The organism is Brevibacillus fluminis (assembly GCF_003710825.1).
In the GTDB taxonomy this organism is placed as follows: domain Bacteria; phylum Bacillota; class Bacilli; order Brevibacillales; family Brevibacillaceae; genus Brevibacillus_D; species Brevibacillus_D fluminis.
This window is the reverse complement of the sequence record NZ_RHHQ01000012.1, coordinates 658,598-680,698: the sequence shown is the minus strand read 5'-3', so window position 1 is coordinate 680,698 and position 22,101 is coordinate 658,598. Positions and strand designations below refer to the sequence as shown.

The window sequence follows — 22,101 nt, the reverse complement described above, 5'->3', positions numbered from 1 at the left end:
CCATCTTTCTTTTAATAATTGGCACTCTCTATAATCGGATGAACTGATTGAAGCGCTTTCTTTTTGCTCCCCCCTCATTCTGCACGCTTCATCAAGGGTAATAACGAGATCGGGTTGTAACTTTCTTTCTCCAATGACTTTATTAAGTGGGGATGAAAAAGCTACAGGGAAAAATGAAACACATCCTGCAGCAATACGGCCGCCGCCGCGACCATCGGGAACTCTTCCCCCAGCGCCGTGGCATGAATCTCCAGGCCGTCTGTCAAAATAAAGAGCGCTTTGTCCATCACTTGCTCGCGAACCCGTTTGACGAACAGCGGGTTGTCACGAACAATCTCTCCCCCTAATATGATGAGGCTCGGGTTGAACAGGTTGACCAGATTGACGATGCCGATGGAAAGCGTCGCTGCGATTTCCTCCATGATGTCGAGACAGACCTGATCGTTTTGTTGCAGTGCGGCGCGGAACAATGCCGGCGAAATGCGTGTGACATCTCCTCCCGCCAGTTCGATGATGACGGTTTGCTTGCCTTTAGCGTGGGCGGACAAGATGCGCGAGTAAATCTCCGGCCAGCCTACATTGTTCTCCAGACAACCGATATTGCCGCAATCGCAGCGGGTGCCTGTCTGCTGAACGACTGTATGGCCGAACTCGCCTGCGCCTCCGTTATGTCCGCGGAAGATGGCGCCGTTGACGATGATGCCCATCCCGACCCCTTCGCCGACGGTCACGTACAGCATGTTGTCACTGTGCGTACCGCGTCCAAAGCTATTCTCCGCCAGCGCAATCGCATTGGCGTCGTTTTCCAGCCATGTTTTGAGGCCGAATTTTGCCTCCACCAGCTCTTTGAGCGGGACATTTTTTAAATTGAGCTTGGAATTGTAGCGAATCGCGCCATTAGCGGCATCGACGATCCCGGGGACGATGATAGAAATGCCGAGGCATTTGGACCGATCGTCATAACGGGACAAAAATTGCTCCAGAGAAGCGAATAGGTAAGCGATTACATCATCGCCTGAAAGCGGTTTGTCATAGGCGAAGCGCTCTTTGTGGCGCACGTTCGCCTCCAGATTCAGCTCTGCGATGGTAACCGCGGTGTTCGTCAGCGAAATTCCGATCAGGAATTGTCCGTCCGGATAAAACCGGAGCATAATCGGCTTCCGCCCACCGCTTGATTCTCCGATGCCGTCCTCGCACACCAATCCGTCGCGGATCAGCTCCCCTACCGCCGATGTGACCGTAGTCGGGCTGATGCCGTTGCGTTTGGCGATTTCACTGCGCGAGATCGGACCGTGCTTGCGGATCATATCAAGGATGATAAAGCGGTTGAGCTCTTGGATGAGTTTGGAATCACCAGTCCTGCGCATCAGCATGTTTTCCTCTCACATTCGATCGTGTTGCGGGTAGAAAAAGTTTCTCCAACAACTTTAGTAAGTATCATACGTAATTTTGGGGCATTCGTCAATATTCTGAATGTTGGGGCGGGGGATTTTTTTGGCTGCGGTGGTCGGTCGGGATTTTTGCAAAAAAAGTGTCACTCCGCTCTGACAATGCCTGCTGTTGGTCGGGGAGTCCGGCTCCGCTGAAAAAGGGAACCGCGCCCCAAAGCCACACGCTGCGCGGCGGGTGTATCTCACAGATGATGTGGGGTGCGAAAGCCGTTCCCTTTTTCAGCGGAGCCTGGGTGGGCATTGCCAAGGCTGCGTGCCGCTTTTTTTGCAAAAATCCTTCGCTGCGTAGGTTGGAACGTCGCCCAACCCTTCATAGTCAAAAAATACAGCAAGTCAATTACTGACCTGCTGTAGGTCCTGCTTCGCCGTTCGTTTTAAAGGGTATTGCGATTTTCGATATTGGTACAGCAATCCCAAAGCGATCGCCAATACGGCAATCAGCAGCAGGTAGATGTGTTGGAACGCGTTCGCAACGGGTATTTCTTTTTGCCAGACCATCAACAGACCGCACCCGGCCACTGCGAAGGAGCCACCGAGATATTGGGACAGCTGGGAGAGGCCCATGTCGGAGCCGATCAGCTCCTTTGGTAAGATGCGTGAGACTTCGTTGGACAGAGACGACGTGACCGCTGATAATGACGGTGCAAACAGCACATACGCCGCGAGAACGATATACATCGATTCATGCAGCATAGTCGCCATCAAGAGAATCGCGGCTCCGAGCATTAGCTTGCCACCTAGCAAAAAGCGGAAATTGCCGTAGCGGTCAATCCAGCGCCCTACCCATTTCATCAAAACCGCTGAGAAGATTGCCCCCGGAAAGATGACCATACCGATCGTCGCCGCTCCTTTGCCGAATACATCCGCTAAGATCAGCGGCATCAAAAACAGCATCGACATGTTAAGGATAAACACCAGGAAGGCGATCATGACCAGCTTGCGGTAGCCGGTATTGCCGAACAAAGCCGGATGGATAAACGGACGTCCCGCTTTGCGCAGCTGCTGGACCAAGGCGAGAATCGCAACGACGCCAACGCCCAAATACAGAAGGGAAAGCTGTGTGATTGCAAGCAGTAAGGCAGCCGAAGCTATCACCGTTAGCCCCGCCCCGACAAAATCAAAGTGGACCGGGTGCTGCACTTCTTTCGGCAACAAGCGCCACAAGACCGGAATCAGCCCGATGACCATACATGTGACCAAAAACAGCTCATGCCAACCAAGATACTCTGTGATTGCACCGCCGAATACCGGCCCGAGTCCGAACGCTAGAGCACTGCTGGATGCGATCATCGAAATCGCCCTGCCCCGCCGTTCATACGGCACGTAGCGGCTCGCCAGCACCATGCCGAGTCCGGGCATGGCGCCTGCCCCGCTCGCTTGAAGCAGTCGTGCGAGCAGCACGACACCAAAGCTGTCCGCCGCATACCCGAGCACAGACGATACGCCGAGTAAAAGCAGCCCGATCGATATTAGCTTGCGGATCGGAATAAAATCAGACAATCTGCTGAAAATGATCGTCGCCAGCGCAAACATAATGGAATACCCGGAGACAATCCAGGAACCTAGCCCTGCCGTTATGTGGAGCTGATCGATGACCGTTGGCAGCGACACGTTGAACATCGTCGTGTTCATCACCACCAAAAAGTTGCCGCCTGCCCATATCGGCATCGTAATTTTGTCGTTCATGCCGCACCTCTTTGCCGAGTTTCTTCGTAAAAGCAACTCCATTCTACTTGTGATTGCTGATTTAAAAAAATAGATATTTTCCTATCACTTGATATAATTATGCTTATCATTTCACTGGATAAAGGATTGGTTGGTCATGGAGCTGCTTCACCTGAAATATTTTCAGACGCTCGCCCGTCACGAGCATGTGACCCGTGCGGCAAAAGAGCTGTCGATCGCCCAACCCGCGTTGAGCCAAATCATTGCCAAGCTGGAAGCGGAAATCGGCGTGCCCCTGCGCGCGATCAGGATACCGTACCGTTTTCCTCCACCATCATCTCGATGAATGAAAGGAACGCTTTTGGCATCCAGCGCCGATTGGAATAGATCAATTGCGTCTGAAATGAAAGAGCCTCGTCAACGAACGGCACCGCCACCAAATCACGATGGATGAGGTCGCTTTCCACCGCAAAGCGTGGGAGTAAGGCGACGCCCCACCCGTGCAGCACGCATTGCTTGATCGCCTCAATGCTGCCGAATTCAAAATGTATGCGATGCGGGATGTCCTTGGTTTTGAGCAGCTCCAGCAAAAAAGCGCGATAGGTGCAGCCGGACTCAGTCAAAATCAAGGATTCCCCGGCCAAATCCGCCGCCCCCACCTGTGAAAGCGCTTGAAAGCGATGACCCGGTTTGGCGATGATCACAAAAGCTTCCTCACGAATCGGACGCGTGACCAGCTCCGGATCTGTAAAGCGCTCATCCAAAATGAAGCCGAAATCCTGCTCCCCTTCTTTTACCGCCCGAATGATCGACGGCTCGTTGCCAGGCAAAAGCGAAAGCGTGATCCCGGGGTACTTTACTTGAAACTGCTGGAGCATCGCAGGCAAGAAATAGGCCGCTAGCGTTTCAATCGTTCCGATCGTCATCGTGCCGGTCCCTTGCTGCGAGACAACCTCTTTCGATTCAGCATGCAGCCGCAGCATCTCCTGGGCATAGGGCAATAGAGCCTCACCCGATGCCGTCAGCTTCATACCGCGACCAATTCGCGTTAGCAAGACGACGCCATAGGATTCCTCCAGCCGTTTGATCTGTGTCGTCACGCTCGGCTGCGAGTAACCCAGCTTCTCGGCGGCTTTGGAATAGCTACCCCATTTGACCACCTCGCAAAACGTCTGCAAATAAACCAATTCCACTGCAATCACCTAACTATAAATATTTTTGATAGTTCTTATAAAATACTATAGATAACACCAATAGAAAAGGCCGTGTTACATTACCTTCAGAACATTTATAACTTCCATGAGATTTCTGACAGGAGGCCTTCCCATGACCAAAAAATCAAACTTTTCCTTGGTGCTCGAAACGCCAGCAGCCAGCCCGGAAGAGGCGCGCCGGCATTTTCTTGCAAAGCTTTCCGTCGAAACCGATGTCGCCGATGTGGCGCTCGATTTGCGTCGGGGTAACGACTCCTTCATCCTCGTCGATGTGCGCAGCCAAGAAGCGTATGCAGACTGCCACATCCCCGGTGCAATCAATTTGCCTGCACGTCAGATCAACAGCGACACAACCGCTGCACTTCCGTCTGACAAGCTGATCGTCACTTACTGCTGGGGCCCTGCGTGCAATTCTTCGACCAAAGCGGCCGCGCGTTTTGCCTCGCTCGGCTTTCCCGTGAAGGAGCTGATCGGTGGGATCGAGTATTGGCGGCGCGAAGGCGGCGCGGTAGAAGGGCGTTTGTGTGAAAAAGCCCCTCTCCATTGGAACATGAATGACTGATGGGTCTGTTGAAACATGCGAAACCGAAAAAAGGCTGGCTGTTGTTATAACACAACGGCCACCCTTTTTTTGTTACTTCAGCATTTTCCCCATTCGCTTCGCCGCTTCCATAATCGGCTCGGCAAACTCTTTCATCACTTCTGTCGTCATTCGGTTGGACGGCCCCGATACCGCCACTGCCGCGACAAGTTTGCCATTCCGATTAAAGATCGGGGCAGAAATCGCAGCTGCGCCCAATTCCCGCTCCTCCACGCTCATCGCATAGCCGAGCTGGAGGATCTCTGCGAGCTGCTCCTGATACCCTTGGCGATTTACGTTTTCCGGCCAATTCGGATCGGCCAGCACACTCTCCAGCACTGTACGTTCATCAAAGGCAACCAGCACCTTGCTCGATGCCCCGACTGCAAGCGGCATTCTCGCTCCGATCGGCGCTACCCGGCGGATCGCCTGGTTGCTCTGAACCGCTTGAATCCGAATGCGCTCCAACCCATCCCGAACATACAGGCTGATTGTTTCGCCCAGCACTTCGCGCAAACGCTCCATTTCCGACAGCAATATCGTTGCGGGGTCGTCCGAATGAGTCAGGTTGGCCGATAGCTCCCACACGCGGAACCCAAGTCGATACTTATCCGTTTGCGAATCGCGTAGTACAAAGCCCTTGCTTTCCAAAGAGGCAAGCAGCCGGTGCACCGTACTTTTGTGCAAGGAAATCCGCTTGGCAATCTCGCTCAGGCTCAACTCGGTGGCGTCCGTAAAACAGAGCATGATATCCAGTGCCCGCTCCACGGCGCGAACCGTCGATTTTTGCTCATCCATCCGTACCACTCCACTCTTATGTCCACTCAACTGTTCTTTCCGTTTCATCTAGTGAAATCTTGTTCTAAAATTCAGTATACGCTACACGACTGTAATAGATCAAGTGAGGCTTTTTCCAAACTGTTACTTCTTCACTTCAGCAAGGCCCGGATTGTAACGCTTCATGTAGGCAAAAATGTCGGAGCCACGCAAGAGCTCCACATTGAGGCTGATGCTCCGCTCGTCCAGATAGCTTTGCAACGCTTCGGAACCGCGGGTAATCCGCTTGATTGCGGTGTCCGACAGCGTGAGCATGTAAGGAACCAGGAATTGTAGATACCAGGTTCCTTGCTGCTCTTCGGAAATATCGATCTCAAGCTCCACATCCGCATGGGAGAAGGCATAAAGCTCATTGAAGATTTCACTCAGACTCGCTGCACCCATGCTGTCCAGCGACACGCGCAACACGGTCACATAATATTCATCGTTAAACAGCACGAGCTCGTCGGTTATCACATGGTACTTTTTGGTCACATGATCCATCAGGCATTAACCACCTTATCCAAAAGTAGAACACGATAATCCTATTCTATAACAGACTGGTTCCTTCTGTTAATGCCTGAGCATCTTCGCGCGTGATCAATACCGCCCGCGGCTTTCCGCCGGACTGCCCGGCCACATGGCCTTCCGCCTCCATCATCTCGATCAGGCGAGCCGCCCGGTTGTATCCAACCCGAAAACGGCGCTGCAGTGCGGAAGCCGATGCTTGTCCCTGGTCCGCGACAAACAACAGTGCCTCTAAATAAAGCGGGTCATCTCCTGCATCGAATGACTGGACTTGCTGCTCCAAATCTTCCTTGCTGAAAAAATAATTCGGCTTGCGCTGCTTTTTGATCATCTGGGTTACCTGCTCGATCTCATCATCGGAGACGAAATTCCCCTGTAGTCGGACTGGCGTCGTGCCGCTTTCCAAAAAGAGCATATCCCCACGTCCTAGCAACCGCTCCGCACCCGACTGGTCGAGAATCGTCCGCGAATCGATCTGCGAAAAGACCGCAAAAGCAAGCCGTGTCGGCACATTCGCCTTGATATTCCCCGTTATGACATCGACGGACGGACGCTGTGTCGCCAGCAGCAAATGGATTCCGCAGGCGCGCGCCTTCTGCGCAATGCGGATAATGCAGTCCTCCACATCCTGCGGAGAAACCATCATCAGGTCAGCCAGCTCGTCGATGATGATGACGATGTATGGCAACGGCTCGTCTGTCGTCGTGTTATAACGCTCGATGTCGCGCACGCCAGCTTCAACGAAAGCCGTGTAGCGGCGCTCCATCTCCTCCACCGCCCATTTGAGCGAGGCTGTCGCCTGCTTCGCTTCTGTGACGACCGGCGTGATCAGATGCGGCAGGTGATTGTATGGTGCCAGCTCGACCATTTTCGGGTCGATCAGCAAGAGTCTGACCTGTTCCGGACTTGCCTTGAACAAGAGGCTGACGATGATCGAGTTGATGCAGACGCTTTTCCCCGATCCAGTTGAGCCCGCGATCAGTCCGTGCGGCATTTTTTTGATGTCTGCCACGATCGGCTCTCCACCGATGTCCATCCCGAGCGCTATCGCCAACGGTGACGGATGGTTGCGGAATTTTTCTGATCCGATGATCCGGCTGATGAACACCGGCTCGCTCTTCTGGTTTGGCACCTCAATGCCCACGGCATTGCGCCCAGGTATAGGCGCCTCGATGCGGATGTCTTTGGCTGACAGATTCAGCTTGATGTCATCTGACAATCCCGTGATTTTGTTCACCTTCACCCCTGGTGCAGGCTGCAATTCAAAGCGCGTGACGGACGGCCCTTTGACGATGCCAACCACGTTCGCGTTTACGTTAAAATTACCGAGCGTCTCTTCAAGGAGCAGTTTTTGTTCCAGCGTGTATTCCAAATCATCCTCTGTCGCTTCTGGGCTCGGTATCAACAAATCAAGCTGTGGCGGATGATAAGTCGGCTTCGGCGCATCGGCCTCGGTTGACTCGGCAGCTACTACCGGAATCACGGGAGAAACCTCCTGCATAGCAGCGTCCTGGTGATCTGCCGAAAGTACAGGGAATGGTTGAACCGTAGCGGCTTGTTCCGCAAGCTGTGTCGCTTCCGCTGCAGCTTGCTGGTGAAGCGCTGGTGAAGTTGAATAAGATTCCTCTCCGTGTTCTTTCTGCTGCTCCGGTGTCTCGATTTCCTTCATCGCATTGTAGGGGTGAGGTTCCGTAAACGCCGACTGCGGATTCTCCTCAGTGATTTCATCTGGAAGTTCGGAAGCCACCTCAGACGACGGAGCTTCTTTCACAAGCTCATCATGACCGGCGACTTCCGTCATAAGCGGTTCAAATGGTAAGGATGCCGATTCTACACCAGCTGTTACCTGTTCCCCATCGATCGATTCGAGGCGAACTGCTGCAACTTCATCTATGGCCTGGCGAATAATCGCTGCGTCTTCTTCCACACCAACTTTCGACTCACTTACCGCCTCAACCGTCAGCTCCTCTGTACCTGCTTCAAGGCGCGCCAATTCGGCTGGCTGATTCAGCTCGTCTTCCGCAGGCTGCTCCCCTTCATGGGCTGCGAGCGGTTCGCTTTCAAACAGCTTACCGATATGAATTTGCAACGGTTCCGGCGGTTGGAGCCGCCCGTGCTCGAGCCCATCTGTTTGTTGGTTCGGTTGCGTCGACGCACCATGCGTGTCCGTTTCCACCAACGGCTGAACCAATTGGCTTGCTTCCGTTTCTTCATCTTCTGTATTCCCCGCTTGTACCATAGGCTGACGATCCACCGCGCTGTCTACTAGCAGTTCCGTTTCCAGATGTGTTAGCTTTTGTAGCTCCTCATGTTCCAAAACAGGAGATTTCTCCGTTTCAGACGCAAACGCTACGCTTGGCCCTTCTTGCATATCCGGGCTGTGCGCCTCGATCATATGTCCTGCATTGACCTGCTGCATCGCATGGCCATCCGTTTGCTCCCCGTTGTTTTCAAACTGCCCCACACCCGACTGCACTGCGGCTACCGCTTCATCCTTTCGGGCATCGGTCTGTTCTTCGATTTTTTCACTCGATTTTTTAATGGGCCAGATCGGCTGCAACGGCTTTTCTTCTCTCCGCTGTGCCTCTTCTCTCTCTTGTCTACGCTGCGTTTCGTCCGGCGTCCTCTTTTTTGGCGGCCGCGGATCCACTTTGCCATAGATCGGCGAAAAAATTTCTGTCGGCTTGTACGGCTTCTTCGCTTCCGACTGATTGCGGGACTGTGCAAAGACTTGCGGACTTGTCAGCTGCTCCGCTACCTGCTCAGCTTCCCGCTTTTGCTGCTGGAGCATCCGCTGCTGCTCAAACGGGCTCGTTGGCTCGTGCTTCCGCTGCCGTTCCCGTGCCGCCTCGCGCTCTGCCGTTCTTTGGCGATCTCCGGCATTTGTTCGCTCGGATACGCGACGTTGATGATCAGTCTGTCCTTCCTTTTCGACTGGGCGCGACCGCTCTCGTCCACCAAAGGAATCCTCCTTCTCTTGAGACGCTGTCACGTCCGCAGCCATCCTTGACTCCTTTTTCGCATCAGGAATGACTGGAAAGCGGAATTGCCGTTGCTTTTCCGGCAGTCTGCTCTCAGATTGCGCACTTCCTTGCCTTTCCTTCGGATAAATGCTTTTCGATTTCGCTTGAACCCGTAAATTTTGCACATTTTGCGTATGCTGCACCGGTTGCTGCGTCCGGACTTGCATCTCTTGCTGCTCGTCCTCCCACTCCTCGCCACGCATTGAATTCAATAAGTTTTTTAACCACGTCCACATGTGCTACGCCCCTCTAACAATTACTTCCTTGCTCTATGAATTCGGCATTTTGCCTCAATTTACCCCTTGAAATCCGCAAATTTCAGTATAATCATAACGCAATTATGCGAATGAGTACACAAAAGTGGGGAAAGTCAGCATTCTCATCCTTTTCCCTTTTTTTCACAAAATGTGAAACATTTTATTCAAAATGCCGTAGTAATAAGAGAAGGCTTATTTCAGCCTCGGCCCCGCCAATGTGGTTGGCGCGGGTTTCATTTTGCGTTACATAGAGAAGGAGGAAGACCTATGCTCAAAAAAGGGAGTTTACTACTCCTGGCGATGTTGCTGCTCTTGACAGGTTGTTCGGGACAAGCAGCGCTTGTCCGCGATTCTGTCGTTGCGACCATCGACAAGCCAAACTATGAATTCCAAGGCACATTGAAGCTGCTAGCCGATGTAGACAAACTGGAGAAACTGCCAGACACTTCCATGTCAAGTGATGAAAAAAAGGAAATGACCACCGTGCTTCGCGCGCTGGCAGCAGGCGTGACGCTTCAAGGCGTACAAAACGATTTGCACCACGCAAAAATCACCTTTACTGCAAACGACGACAAACCGCTTCGCGATAAAGGTTTCTGGACAGGTGACAAAAAAGCAGCGGCTGATCTGTTGATCGATGACAACAAGCTGTATGTCAAATCGCCGATCGATGCGAAATATTTGTTGATTGACAACACAAGCCCGTTGAATGAAACGGGGATCGACGCGAAGAAATTCAAAGATTTCCAAGATCAGCTGAACAAGCTGACGCTCGAATTCATGAAAAAGTACATCTCCAAATACGGCTACACGCTGTCCCAAGTGAAAAACCTGGGTACGGAAACCGTTAAGCTGCCAAATGGCGAATCCGTACAAGCGACACACATCGCTATTTCGCTCGACCTGAAAGAACTGATCAAAATGTTCTACTATACCGCAAATGATGCAACTGCAAACGCAGATGTGCGCGCATTTGCAATCGATGTTGCTACACTGTTCAGCAAGTTCCAACAAGACCAATACCCGACAGAAAAGCCGCTGACGGATGCACAATTGCGAGCGGAAGCAACAACCTCCGTCGACATGGGCATCGCTTATCTGAAAGGCTGGCTGGCTCAGACACAAAAAGATTACCCAGTGGACAAAGTCGTAGAATTGGCGAAACAAGAAGGCCTGCTCGCTGTAAATCTGGACTTTGATTACCTGATTGGCTCCGACAAACTTCCTGTCAGCCAAAAAGCAACGGTGAAAGTGACGTTCGATCCAAAAGTGGAGACCGTCAAAGAGCCGATCACGATCGGATTTGAGTCCAACAGCTTGGTATGGAATTACGGCAAAGCTCCGCAAATTGCCTATCCGAAGGCAACTGAGGCTGTCACGCTCGATACGATTTACAACGATGAAAAAGCGCTCAGCAACTTCAATGACAAAGGCTACCTGTACGCGATCCTGAAATCCGTAAAGGAAGATCATGACGCGGAGCAAGAATACTGGGACGATCTTTATAGCGACGAAGGTGAAATAGACCCAGTAACCACTCCTGCACCACCAGCGCCAACAAAATAATCGGTTCGATCTTTAGAAAAACAGCTGTCCGGCATATACCGGCAGCTGTTTTTTTGTTACAATACTTCATATGTCAGCTTTCTTAACAGAGGATGATAGAGATGAAAGATAAACAACTGGAGTTCTGTCCCATCTGCCGCGCTGTCCTCGTTGCCCACACCAGCAAGCATTCCATCGTACTTTGGTGCTCACGCAATCCTTCTCATTTTCGTTGGGTGCTGGAAAAATGAAAAACCCGAGCACTGCCGTGTTAGCAAAGCTCGGGTTCTTCTCTTAATCCGCAATCAATTTCCGCAGTTCATCATGCAAAACGCCGTTCGTAGCCAGAAGCGATGGCAGATGGGTCTCGTCAAACGGCTGATGCTGATACAGCGAACCGTCCCAATATGTCACGCGTGCATTCGCTTCTTGGGCGATTAAAATGCCGGCTGCCACATCCATAATGCCGGATTTTTGCATCACAACATAGTCAATCCATCCGCGCGCCAGAAGGCACCAGTCGAGCGCTGGGCCGACGTTGCGCATCAGCCGCTTCGTTTCCAGCATGAACGGCTCCGTAAATGCCAGCTCCTGCTCACGCGTCACTGAATGGCGGCCGCGTACATACGTGCCCACAGCCATCTTCAGCTCAGTGCGCTCATTTACGTTAAGTGGATTGCCATTGAGGTACGCGCCTTTGCCTTTCTCCGCCCAAAACATCTGGTCAGCGATTGGATTATAAACCACGCCGAGAACGATCTCCCCCGCGTGCTGCAACGCGATGGAAACGGAAAAATACGGATAGCCGATAAAGTAATTGTTCGTTCCGTCGAGTGGATCAATGATCCACAAATATTCTTCCTCCCGATCCACCGCGCCGACTTCTTCCGAATAGATCGAATGGGTAGGAAAATGCCGGTGCAGCACTTCGATGATGCGCCGTTCACTTTCCTTATCCTCAGGCAGCTTCACATCGTTGTGCAGCTCTTCATCCGGGATCGATTTTTCATTGAAACATTCTTTCAAATAGCTTCCGGCTTCACGTGCTGCCTGTATCGCAATTTCAATCATAGTCAGGACTCCTTTACCTTTTCTCTCAATCATTTCCCTTGCACACCCTTTCTGTCATTCGCTATGATGGAGAGATCATCAGCCTGACTGAAGGAGGGAAGCGCCGATGAACGCAGATTTTATTCGTTTGAAAAACTTGGAAGGTGAGTTAAAGCTGACGCATATGACGAACAGCTTATCATGCTCCGTAACCAGTAAAGAGCTAGTATTCCAAAAGCCGCACACCACGTACCATCTTTTTCTGGCTGATATATTGAGTATGCTGCCCGTTACCGTCCCATCCCAAAATGTGTCGTTTCGGCATCAGTCCGAATTTGTTCGATCGGAATTTTCTTCCGACTATTACAAACTGACAGCAAAATGGGTTCGGATCGTCACGCGCTCCGGTGTCGTTGAGCGGGAGAACATGGAATTCATCGTTCCGCTCTCATCGAAAATGCTTGCCTATATTTCCGATTTTGGCGGCTTGCAGGCCATTTAGTCCTGCGGGCTCCCCAATACCATAAACGTTCCGGTCCCATGCGCGATCAGTCTGTCACGATCATCGTAAATGCTGCCTGTCACCACCGCCAGCGTCCTTCCTCTATGTAAAATCGTTGCTTCTGCACGAAGATTCCCTGTTTTCGCCCCCCGAATGTAATTTGTTTTCAAATCGGTCGTAACCGCGTATTGCCCTTGAGGCAAAGAACGATTGACCATGGAGCCCATAACCGAATCCAAGATCGTCGCCGTCATGCCGCCGTGCACGATGCCAAGCGAATTGTACATAAACGGAGTGATCGGAACGATGAACTGATAGGTCTTTTCGTCGATGAACCTCCCCTGCAGGCCCAGCATCCCTGACAATAGCGAGCTGTTTCGCTCCCGTTTCTGCCGGATTGCCTGCAGCGCGATTGCGAGCAACGCTTTTTCATCCTCCTCCCCATTTTCCACTACCTCAGATAATTCTTCAATCATCCTTCTACCTCCAAAACTGTAAAAATTTAATGAAGCTGCCGCTTTTGGGATACGCTACTAGCGATTGCATCTGCGCGCATCGCGCGAATTCTCCCAACGAGGTCGTGCCCATGAAACAAGATACCATCTCTCCCTATCAACTCGGTACGCTATTGATGCTGACAATCGGTTTATTGAATCATGTCATCATTATCCCCTTGCTTCTGGATGCAGCGGGGCGAGATGGCTGGCTCTCGGTTATCATCGGGCTGGGATTGCTGGTCCCTTATATCCTACTGCTCTATTTCACAATGAGCAAATTGCAGAGGCAGCATCCCTATGAATGGTTGAGAGCTCGCTTCGGAGCGTTTGTCGCTCGTTTGTACGCGACCCTCGCCAGCTTGTACTTGTTCTGGATGGCAGCACTCACGTTGGCGGACACCGTCAATTGGACGCGAATTTCTTATTTTCCGCAGTCACCTGCTATTTTTTTGGCGATCTTGCTTGTTGGCCTCTGCTTTTACAACGCGCATAGCGGCATTCGCAGTATCGCGCTTTCCGCGGGGATCACTCTTCCCCTCGTCGTTCTTTTCGGCTTTTTTGTTATGTCAGCCAACATGCAGCACAAAGACTACAAGAATATCTTGCCGATGCTTGAGAACGGATGGGACCCGATTTGGCACGGTGTCTTGTTCGTCTGTTCCGGTCTTGCCGAATTGACGATCGTGCTATTCCAGCAGCACCACCTGCGCAAACTGCCGAGGACGGGCGGACTCCTGTTCCTTAGCGTGATGCTGGCTGGTCTGATTGTCGGCCCTTTGCTTGGCTCCATCAGCGAATTCGGTTTGGATCGTTCCCAAACGATGCGCTATCCTGCCTACGAAGAGTGGCGCTTGGTCAGTCTCGGCCGTTATATCGAGCATCTGGACTTTCTCTCGATCTATCAGTGGCTGTCCGGCGCCTATACGCGAATTTCCCTGACGATGTTTCTGATTCCCGATCTGTACATGGTTCCTGTGAGCAAAAAACGCACAGTGATCATGGGCGGGCTCTTTTTGCTTTTGGCGGTAACGATTTATTTGCCTTATAACGATGTTATGTTTGTCAAAGCGCTCAGCACGATTCTTCCAGTCAGTATGGTCCTCTCGTTTACGCTCGCCGTCACTCTCTTCGTGATGGTTGTGTTCGCCAAAAATAAAAGGACCGTCAGCTCATGAACGATCAGCTGCTCTTCGAGCTGTTTGACGGTTGTGAAGATGTTTCCTTCAGCCAGTTGAAAATGGGTTTTGAGAACGATCATGCGTCTGCCCTGATCATCTACTGCGATAGCCTTTGCGATCTGGAACAGGTCAACCGGTTGATCTTTCCGGCCATGCGACGGCTTTCCGAGCAGCAATTGCCCCCGACATTGTCCGATATCGAACAATCGATTTCCTTGCCCCTCCGCATGTTTGACCCGGATGACCTGGAGCATGAGATCGTGGACCGCGTCTTCGCGGGAGAGCTGCTGATTTACTGGAGTCATATCGATCGGCTGATGAGTCTCGACATGGCCAATCACCCAAAACGATCGCCGGAAGAGCCGAATACGGAAATTTCGATCCGCGGGGCGAAAGATGGCTTTATTGAGCAAATCGGTGTCAATATCGGCCTGATCCGCCAACGGGTTCGCAGCAATTCGCTGCACTACCAACAGTTCATTATCGGCAAGCGGAGCCAGACGCGCGTCGGGATTATGTACGTCCATGACATATGCGCCCCCGATCTCGTCGAGAAAATTCGCGAGCGCCTCAACCAGTTTCAAATCGACGCCGTCATTTCCTCGACCAATATCGAAGAGTTTTTGGTCAAGCGAACCTATTCGTTTTTTCCCGAGGTTGCGTATACCGGACGCCCGGACTATGCCGTCAGCTCCCTGATGGCCGGACGCGTGCTGATTTTGGTGGATGGCTCCCCCACCGTCTTGATCGCACCTGCGAACTTTACTTATCTACTGTCCTCGCCTGAGGATACGCATAGCTTCTTTTATTTCGTTTGGCTGGAAAGGCTGCTTCGCTTTCTCGGCTTCATCCTTGCCGTTTTCCTGCCCGGCTTTTGGGTTGCGTTATCCACCTACCATCAGGATCAGCTGCCATTCACCTTGCTTGCCACCGTTGTCGTGGCGCGGCAAGGAATCCCGATGCCCGTTCCGCTGGAGGCGCTGCTCATCATCATTTTGTTTGAGCTCTTTAAAGAAGCCGGACTGCGTTTGCCGCTCGCGGTCGGCCAAACCTTGTCTGTGGTAGGTGGACTCATCATCGGCCAGGCGGCGATCAGCGCCGGTCTCGCATCTTCTGTTATGCTGGTCGTCGTGGCAGCGAGCACGGTGGCGACATTCACGTTCACCAGCCAATCGATTGTCGGTTCGATGAGCATCGTCCGTCTTTTCGTCCTGCTGCTCTCCTCTGCACTTGGCATGTATGGCTTCTTGCTCGCCTTGATGGCGATTATCACATATCTAGTCAATTTGCGTTCCTTCGGAGTCCCTTATCTCGCGCCGTTCTCGCCGTTGATCTGGCAAGATCTGTTCCGCGCGATCCTGACGATTCCAACCAAGCTGTTGAATTACCGCCCGAAGCTGCTCCGACCGACCGATCAAACAAGACAAGGAGAATGAGTGATGACCAATCGTCACAAAATCACCTTTGTGCTCCTCCTCTGTTCGGCACTTTTTTTAGGGGGCTGCTGGAATTCCAAGGAGATCGAACATCTTCGTTATCCCACAGCTCTCGGGATTGATTACCGCAACAACCAATACGAGATGTACCTGCAGCTCGTTGATATTTCCGTCATCGCGAAAATGGAGGGCGGCGGCCGACGCTCGGAGCAAGACATGGTCGTGTTCAAAGGTGTCGGACGGTCCTTGGACGAGGCCGCCTTCAACATATACTCGTATACCCAGCAGCGCGTGAACTGGAGCCATATCCGCGCAGTGATTTTTGGGGAGGGGGCGCTCAGGCTGGGGCTGGATGTGTTTCTGGACAATTTTTCGCGCTACGGGGAGTTCCGGCATACGTGGTGGACATTCACGACGCAAGGCGATGTGAAGCAATTGCTGCTGCTCTATCCGACGATGAACACCCCCGCGATTTTTTCACGATTGGGTGATCCAACGACCATCTATCGCCAATACTCTTATATCCAACCCGTCATGCTCAATCGATTCGAGGCGCAGCTGTACGAAAAAAGCGTGACGACAATCTTGCCGAACCTCTCCTCAGTGACTGGAAAGGTTTACTCGACCTCGAAAAAACATGTACGGCCGGTGCTCTCACGCCGCGGCGTATGCGTGCTACACAACCGGAAATGGCTGGGCTGCCTTTCCACTGCGCAGGTAAGCGGCCTGCGATGGATGTCAACCAAAACGGTCCGCACGCCCGTCAACCTGTTTGAAGGGAAAAAGCCGATCGCCGATCTCGTCTTTGAGGACCCACGCCAAACCATCACCTATCGCATGAAAGACGGCAAGCCTTATTTCACGATCAAAGTGGAGGTATCGGGTGGCCTGAGTGATTTGAACCAGCAAACGAGTGTGAGCAAACTGGAAAAAGAATCGGCAAAGCTTATCGAGAAGCAAATCCGCGATACGTATTTGCATGGCCTGAAGCTGCACGCAGACATTTTCTCCTTTTCCAATATCATGTACCGCCGAAATGTGAAGCTGTGGAAAACATTACAAAAAGACGGTCAACTGCAACTGACGCCCGCTTCCCTCGAAAAAATCGAAGTGAAAGCGACGCTGAAAAACTCAGGCGAATTGCAGTTTGTCCACTGATAACCCTCTCGCTACACCCAAACGGAACAGCCCGTTTGGCGGCCTGTCCTGAACGAATGTTCAGATTTTTTAGGTTGTTACGCAGTACTTTAAAGTGGTAAGATAATTTGAAAAACCGGATTCGCCAAATAGGAAAGGAAGTTAACCATTATGCCAAAACGTAGAAGCGATATGATCAAAAAAGGCTTTGACCGTGCACCGCACCGTAGCTTGCTGCGTGCTGCCGGCGTAAAAGACGAAGATTTCGACAAACCATTTATTGCGATCTGCAACTCTTATATCGACATCATTCCTGGCCATGTCCACTTGCAAGAATTCGGCAAGCTGGTAAAAGAAGCGGTTCGCGAAGCGGGCGGTGTGCCGTTTGAATTCAATACGATCGGCGTTGACGACGGAATCGCCATGGGCCACATCGGCATGCGCTACTCATTGCCTAGCCGTGACATCATCGCGGACAGCTTGGAAACCGTTGTCGCTGCGCACTGGTTTGACGGAATGATCTGTATTCCGAACTGCGACAAAATCACGCCGGGCATGATCATGGGCGCCCTGCGCGTCAACATCCCGACGCTGTTTGTTTCCGGCGGTCCGATGAAAGCTGGTAAAACAAGCGATGGCCGCTCCATTTCGCTTTCCTCCGTATTCGAAGGCGTTGGCGCGTACCAAGCAGGTAAAATCAATGACGCACAGCTGGAAGAGCTGGAGCAATTCGGCTGTCCAACATGCGGCTCCTGCTCTGGCATGTTCACCGCCAACTCGATGAACTGCCTGTGCGAAGCGCTGGGACTGGCTCTGCCAGGAAACGGAACGATTCTTGCGATTTCCGAAGAACGCCGCGAGCTGATCAAATCGACAGCAAAATATTTGATGGAAATGATCGATCGCGACATCAAGCCGCGCGATATCGTCACGCTGGAAGCAATCGACGACGCATTCGCGCTGGATATGGCGATGGGCGGTTCCACCAACACGGTTCTTCATACATTGGCGATTGCGCATGAAGCCGGCATCGACTACCCGATCGAGCGCATTAATGAGGTTGCAGAACGCGTTCCACACATTTGCAAGCTAGCTCCGGCCTCTGACTACCATATCGAGGATTGCCATAACGCAGGTGGCGTGACCGCCGTTATGAACGAGCTCTCCAAGCGCGACGGTGCGCTCCATCTCGACCGCATTACCGTCACCGGCAAAACACTGCGGGAAAACGTGGCTGGCAAAGACGTGACGGATCGTGACGTTATCCGCAGCCTCGACAATCCATACAGCCCGAAAGGCGGTCTAGCCGTTCTGTTCGGTAACCTTGCACCAGAAGGATCCATCCTCAAAACGGGCGCGGTTGATCCATCTATCCGTCGCCATGAAGGTCCAGCGATCTGCTTCGATTCGCAAGATGAAGCGCTGGCTGGCATCGCCAACGGCAAAGTAAAAGAAGGACACGTCGTCATCATCCGTTACGAAGGTCCAAAAGGCGGCCCAGGTATGCCGGAAATGCTCGCCCCTACCTCACAAATCGTTGGTATGGGACTCGGTGCCAAAGTTGCTTTGGTCACAGACGGACGTTTCTCTGGTGCATCCCGCGGGATCAGCATTGGTCACGTATCGCCGGAAGCTGCTGAAGGCGGCCCGATCGCATTCGTAAACGACGGAGACATCGTCAGCATCGATATGGAAACCCGTTCCATCGAGCTGAAAATCTCCGAGGAAGAAATGGCGAGCCGTAAAGCGGAATGGAAAGGCTTTGAGCCAAAAGTCAAAACCGGCTTGCTCGCACGCTACTCCAAACTCGTAACAAATGCAAGCAAAGGCGGCGTCCTGAAAATCTAAAGCTGTCTTTACTACAGCAAACCCCGGGTCTTGCCAACCTGTTTGGCGGGAACCAGGGGTTTTTCTTTTCCATGACGCGCAAAAGCTGTCGGGCAGGTTCGCTCGACAGCTTTTTTCCGTTTGTTGCTTATTGCGCCATCTGATTGACCGTTCCCCTCGGGTAGAGGACGTTCACATGGTCAATCGTCGGGTCAGGAATCTCTTGGGTCGGCAGCGGGAATACCACCTTGAGCTGATAATCCGGGCTAACTTGGTAAACCTCGATTTGCTGATCGCCGATCTTGACGGTTTCCGTCGGCTTGCCCAGCGTCTTCAACGCTTGCGATTTCGTGATTTGACGGAGCTGGTAATCGTACGAACGAATCTCGACGATTTGGTCCCCTTTGTTGCTGGCCAGCACGACGCTTTTGTCAGGGAAAACCGAGTACAGCAAGCCATTAACGAAATCTTGGCGAGACGGCTTGCCCCATTCCCTTTGCAGCTCATCGATCATCGACTTGCCTACCGTAACAGGAACTTGAAGCAGCTGGCCTTTTGCCGCGTTCGTCTTCAGCTCACCCAGCAGCTCATCTGGCGCCCGCTGTGCCATCAGATTGATCTCGCCTTGCGGATAGCGAACAACCACGTATTGGATCGCAGGATCAGGCTGTTGCTTGGTTGCCGCAGGGAATACAACCTCGAACAAATACTTGTCATTCGGCTTATAGACAAAGACGGTCTGGTCGTTGATCGTGGTATGAATGCTATGCGTCAACCCCAACGCTTGCTTAGTCTGCTTCATCGTCAATTTCGTTATGGCCGGGGTGTGGTACCGAATCTCGACTACCTGCATGCCTTTGTTAAAACCGATATCCAGCCCTTTCTTGTTGTAGGTGTAGTAGCTGAGGCCGTCTTCAAATCGCGTCGCGTCAGGCTTGCCCCATTGCTTTTCATACGTGTCAATCACCGAGTTCTCAACGGAAATGCCGCCCTTCTCCACCTGTCCTTGGCGCGACAGCTCAAACAGCTGCTTGAGCAGCGAGCCGTCTCTTTCAGCGGTTGCGATTGGGGCTGCCGGATCGGATTGAGCCGGTGGCACCTGATTTTGCGTTGGCATAGGCGATGGCGTCGTCGCAAGCGTCGGGTCAGGCTGTTTCCCGGTGACCGAATCCGGTAGCGGCGATTGCGCCACCTGCTGGTCTTGATGCTTCATCACGGACGCACCGACCCATACCGCGCCGACGAGCGCGCATACCGCGATGCCTTTGCCGAGGAGAGAGAACGATCCTCTCGTGCGCGTCTGTCTCATGTAGCGTTTTTCCTCCTGCATGACGTTTTCCAGTATTTGTTGCTTTTTTTCCTTGTCCAGTGAAAATCCCGGCAGTTCTCGAAGCTTTTGCAGCAATTCTTGGTCTGTCTTATCGGACATGCTTGATCAACTCCCTTTCATCCGCATAATCGCCCATCTGTGCTCTCAATGCTTTCATCGCGCGGTGCATCGTAACGTTGACTTTGTTCTCGCTACAGTCCAAAATTTCAGCAGTTTGGGCCGCTGACAGCTCCTTGATTCCACGCAGGATCAGCACCTCACGATAGTTTGGCTTGAGCCGGGACAAGGCTGCATACAGCTGCTCCTTCTCCTCGCCTTGGGTCACGATTTCATCAGGGGTTTGCTCATTTGCCTGTACATTTGTTAGCCAGCTTTCGGGCAGCAAGCTCCACCTGCGATTTTTTCGCGCAAAGTCGATTGCCGTATTTCGCGCAATCGTCAGCAGCCATGTTTTGGGATGGGAACGCCCCGCAAACGTCTCATAGGCTTTGAGCGCTTTAATAAACACTTCTTGCACCATATCTTCCACGTCTCTGCTGCCTGTGTAATATACCAAGTACCGGAATACGTCATCACAGTAGAGCTCAAACAATCGCTTGATTGATTCTTGTCTGTCCACTTGTTCCTCCACCTTGTTAATTGGTTGGTATGGAATTAGACGATACCATGTTTCGGATATTACACTTTCTTCAAAAAAATAAATAGTAGCTGATGTGGAGGCCCGGGGATTTTCGGAAATAAGTTGCGCTGCGCTGTTACGATGCCTGCTGGGGGCCGAGGATGACCGGCTCCGCGGAAAAAGGGAAACTGCGCCCCAAAGCCACACGCTGCGCGGCGGGAGTATTTCGATGATGATATGTGGCGCAATAGACGTTTCCCTTTTTCCGCTGCGCCTGGCGGGCATCGTAAAGGCGCAGCTCCACTTATTTCCGAAAATCCCTTTGCTGCTGTTTTTTTCTAATCCACGCTCCTCTCTTTGCACAAAAAACAAAAAAACTTCTATTGAAATGATCTTCAATAGAAGTTTTTCCATGAATCACCCCGATGTTGCGTAAGGGGGGAAATTTTTTCTGTTATGTTATTTGTTCATTTTTTCCCACATGGTCGGGGCTTCTTTTCCTACGGTTTGCATCAAGAGCTCGTACAGATTGGTGTTGCCGCGCTCTTCCGGGGATAGGTTGCGCTCCGCCAGCGTGAAAAGGTCATCGATCGTCAGCTGCTTGTCCCGCAGTGTACGCATCGCCTTTTCCCATGCGACCGTGTGCGGGCCATGGTAATCGCGCAGCGTCTCCCATTTATTGCGGTCGAGCTTGAGGCAGCATTCGAACATGTCGCCGACGACATCAACGGTTGCGCCTTGTGCGCCGCGCTCGAACAAGCGTTGGCGGAACACGTTTTTGATCAGTGCTTCTTCGCTGAATTCCATCAAAAACGGCGGCATGATGTAGCCGACTGGCAAGAGCGAACGCGCAGCCTGGAGCTGCTCGGAAGGACGCTCTGCATCGCGTTTGGTCAATTCAACAACTTCCTGAATCATCGGCATCGCACGGTCGATGTAGGCTTGCGGGTCTTTTGCCTCCGCGGGAACTTCATAGCCCCATGGCAAATTGGCGCGCTGCCCACCTGCAATGCGCGATGGACGTCCCACCGTATACGTCACCATGTGATCGTACACCGGCTTGCCCACGCCGACGAACATGAACAGGATCGATTCGCCGCGAATCGGTTCATACGAATGGTGCGCCTTGACCATTTTGGTGAGGAAACGCTCTTTGTTCGCCATATCATCGTATTTGCCCAAATACAGCGCCGCTTTGAACGCGGAATAAGCCCTATTCGTGTCGGTGGCCCGCAGCGCGATGATGCGCCCGGACTGCACCACCTGCTGTCCGCCTTCCTCTTCTAGCTGTTGAATCGCGTGCTCTATTTGAACCAATGCCGGCTCTACCCAATCACCGAAATGGACCCGTCCATTTTTTTGCAATTCGTCTCTATTTAATTGAAATGCCATGAAGCTTCTCCCCTTCCATCGTCATACCCCATCTATTGTACCACATCAAAGCCA

19 protein-coding genes and 1 pseudogene are annotated in these 22,101 nt (G+C 52.2%); 9 read left to right on the top strand and 11 right to left on the bottom strand.

What is annotated here, in order from left to right; translation table 11 throughout:
• Nucleotides 1-161: 161 nt before the first annotated feature.
• Both EDM56_RS17270 and EDM56_RS17265 read right to left on the bottom strand, forming a co-directional pair.
• A complete protein-coding gene (locus tag EDM56_RS17270; RefSeq protein ID WP_246009420.1) occupies nt 162-1,373 on the bottom strand; it encodes an ROK family transcriptional regulator in 1,212 nt (403 codons plus the stop codon).
• Nucleotides 1,374-1,784: 411 nt separating this feature from the next.
• A complete protein-coding gene (locus EDM56_RS17265; RefSeq protein WP_122919106.1) occupies nt 1,785-3,137 on the bottom strand; it encodes an MFS transporter in 1,353 nt (450 codons plus the stop codon).
• A 136-nt stretch (nt 3,138-3,273) separates the two neighbouring features.
• On the opposite strand from EDM56_RS17265, the pseudogene EDM56_RS17260 reads away from it, so the two are divergent.
• A pseudogene (locus EDM56_RS17260) lies at nt 3,274-3,414 on the top strand (helix-turn-helix domain-containing protein); the annotation flags it as partial.
• A gap of 7 nt (nt 3,415-3,421) precedes the next feature.
• On the opposite strand, the gene EDM56_RS17255 reads toward EDM56_RS17260, so the two are convergent.
• Nucleotides 3,422-4,309 (bottom strand): LysR family transcriptional regulator, encoded by an 888-nt coding sequence (locus tag EDM56_RS17255; protein WP_122919104.1) that lies wholly within the window; start codon nt 4,307-4,309, stop codon nt 3,422-3,424.
• A 133-nt stretch (nt 4,310-4,442) separates the two neighbouring features.
• Between EDM56_RS17255 and EDM56_RS17250 the strand changes: the two genes are divergently transcribed.
• Entirely contained in the window at nt 4,443-4,892 is a 450-nt protein-coding gene (locus EDM56_RS17250) for a rhodanese-like domain-containing protein (RefSeq protein WP_122919103.1), read from the top strand.
• A 72-nt stretch (nt 4,893-4,964) separates the two neighbouring features.
• On the opposite strand, the gene EDM56_RS17245 is transcribed toward EDM56_RS17250, so the two are convergent.
• The 3 genes from EDM56_RS17245 to EDM56_RS17235 form a co-directional block, all read right to left on the bottom strand.
• Entirely contained in the window at nt 4,965-5,708 is a 744-nt protein-coding gene (locus EDM56_RS17245; protein WP_122919102.1) for an IclR family transcriptional regulator, read from the bottom strand.
• Between the two features lie 123 nt (nt 5,709-5,831).
• A complete protein-coding gene (locus EDM56_RS17240; protein WP_122919101.1) occupies nt 5,832-6,230 on the bottom strand; it encodes a hypothetical protein in 399 nt (132 codons plus the stop codon).
• A gap of 46 nt (nt 6,231-6,276) precedes the next feature.
• Nucleotides 6,277-9,513: a DNA translocase FtsK gene (locus EDM56_RS17235; RefSeq protein WP_122919100.1), complete on the bottom strand. Its 3,237-nt coding sequence runs from the start codon at nt 9,511-9,513 to the stop codon at nt 6,277-6,279.
• Nucleotides 9,514-9,801: 288 nt separating this feature from the next.
• Here EDM56_RS17235 and EDM56_RS17230 point away from each other — a divergent pair, with 288 nt between their 5' ends.
• Entirely contained in the window at nt 9,802-11,100 is a 1,299-nt protein-coding gene (locus EDM56_RS17230; protein ID WP_183192487.1) for a hypothetical protein, read from the top strand.
• Between the two features lie 273 nt (nt 11,101-11,373).
• Here EDM56_RS17230 and EDM56_RS17225 read toward each other — a convergent pair whose 3' ends face one another.
• Nucleotides 11,374-12,150 carry an inositol monophosphatase family protein gene (locus tag EDM56_RS17225; protein WP_122919099.1) on the bottom strand — a complete coding sequence of 259 codons (777 nt, stop codon included), beginning with the start codon at nt 12,148-12,150 and terminating at the stop codon, nt 11,374-11,376.
• A gap of 106 nt (nt 12,151-12,256) precedes the next feature.
• Between EDM56_RS17225 and EDM56_RS17220 the strand changes: the two genes are divergently transcribed.
• A complete protein-coding gene (locus EDM56_RS17220) occupies nt 12,257-12,631 on the top strand; it encodes a hypothetical protein (protein ID WP_122919098.1) in 375 nt (124 codons plus the stop codon).
• Here EDM56_RS17220 and EDM56_RS17215 read toward each other — a convergent pair.
• Entirely contained in the window at nt 12,628-13,107 is a 480-nt protein-coding gene (locus EDM56_RS17215) for a PaaI family thioesterase (protein ID WP_122919097.1), read from the bottom strand. The two genes, EDM56_RS17220 and EDM56_RS17215, sit on opposite strands and share 4 nt — an antisense overlap.
• A gap of 110 nt (nt 13,108-13,217) precedes the next feature.
• Between EDM56_RS17215 and EDM56_RS17210 the strand changes: the two genes are divergently transcribed.
• From EDM56_RS17210 to ilvD, 4 genes are all read left to right on the top strand, one after another.
• Entirely contained in the window at nt 13,218-14,303 is a 1,086-nt protein-coding gene (locus EDM56_RS17210) for a GerAB/ArcD/ProY family transporter (protein WP_183192486.1), read from the top strand.
• Nucleotides 14,300-15,742 carry a spore germination protein gene (locus tag EDM56_RS17205; protein ID WP_122919095.1) on the top strand — a complete coding sequence of 481 codons (1,443 nt, stop codon included), beginning with the start codon at nt 14,300-14,302 and terminating at the stop codon, nt 15,740-15,742. Before EDM56_RS17210 ends, EDM56_RS17205 begins: the two co-directional genes overlap by 4 nt.
• A 3-nt stretch (nt 15,743-15,745) precedes the next feature.
• A complete protein-coding gene (locus EDM56_RS17200; RefSeq protein ID WP_122919094.1) occupies nt 15,746-16,900 on the top strand; it encodes a Ger(x)C family spore germination protein in 1,155 nt (384 codons plus the stop codon).
• Nucleotides 16,901-17,050: 150 nt separating this feature from the next.
• The gene (ilvD, locus tag EDM56_RS17195) at nt 17,051-18,727 is read left to right on the top strand and encodes a dihydroxy-acid dehydratase (protein WP_122919093.1); all 1,677 of its coding nucleotides are present in this window, start codon (nt 17,051-17,053) and stop codon (nt 18,725-18,727) included.
• Between the two features lie 127 nt (nt 18,728-18,854).
• Here ilvD and EDM56_RS17190 read toward each other — a convergent pair whose 3' ends face one another.
• Complete coding sequence (locus EDM56_RS17190) at nt 18,855-20,135, bottom strand: DUF4309 domain-containing protein (RefSeq protein ID WP_122919092.1); 1,281 nt, start codon at nt 20,133-20,135, stop codon at nt 18,855-18,857.
• Complete coding sequence (locus tag EDM56_RS17185; RefSeq protein ID WP_183192485.1) at nt 20,125-20,655, bottom strand: RNA polymerase sigma factor; 531 nt, start codon at nt 20,653-20,655, stop codon at nt 20,125-20,127. The genes EDM56_RS17190 and EDM56_RS17185 overlap by 11 nt, the downstream gene beginning before the upstream one ends.
• A 229-nt stretch (nt 20,656-20,884) precedes the next feature.
• Between EDM56_RS17185 and EDM56_RS31520 the strand changes: the two genes are divergently transcribed.
• A complete protein-coding gene (locus EDM56_RS31520) occupies nt 20,885-21,091 on the top strand; it encodes a hypothetical protein (protein WP_183192484.1) in 207 nt (68 codons plus the stop codon).
• A 23-nt stretch (nt 21,092-21,114) separates the two neighbouring features.
• Here the strand turns inward: EDM56_RS31520 and EDM56_RS17180 are convergent, their stop codons facing one another.
• Complete coding sequence (locus EDM56_RS17180) at nt 21,115-22,047, bottom strand: hypothetical protein (RefSeq protein ID WP_122919091.1); 933 nt, start codon at nt 22,045-22,047, stop codon at nt 21,115-21,117.
• Nucleotides 22,048-22,101 lie beyond the last annotated feature (54 nt).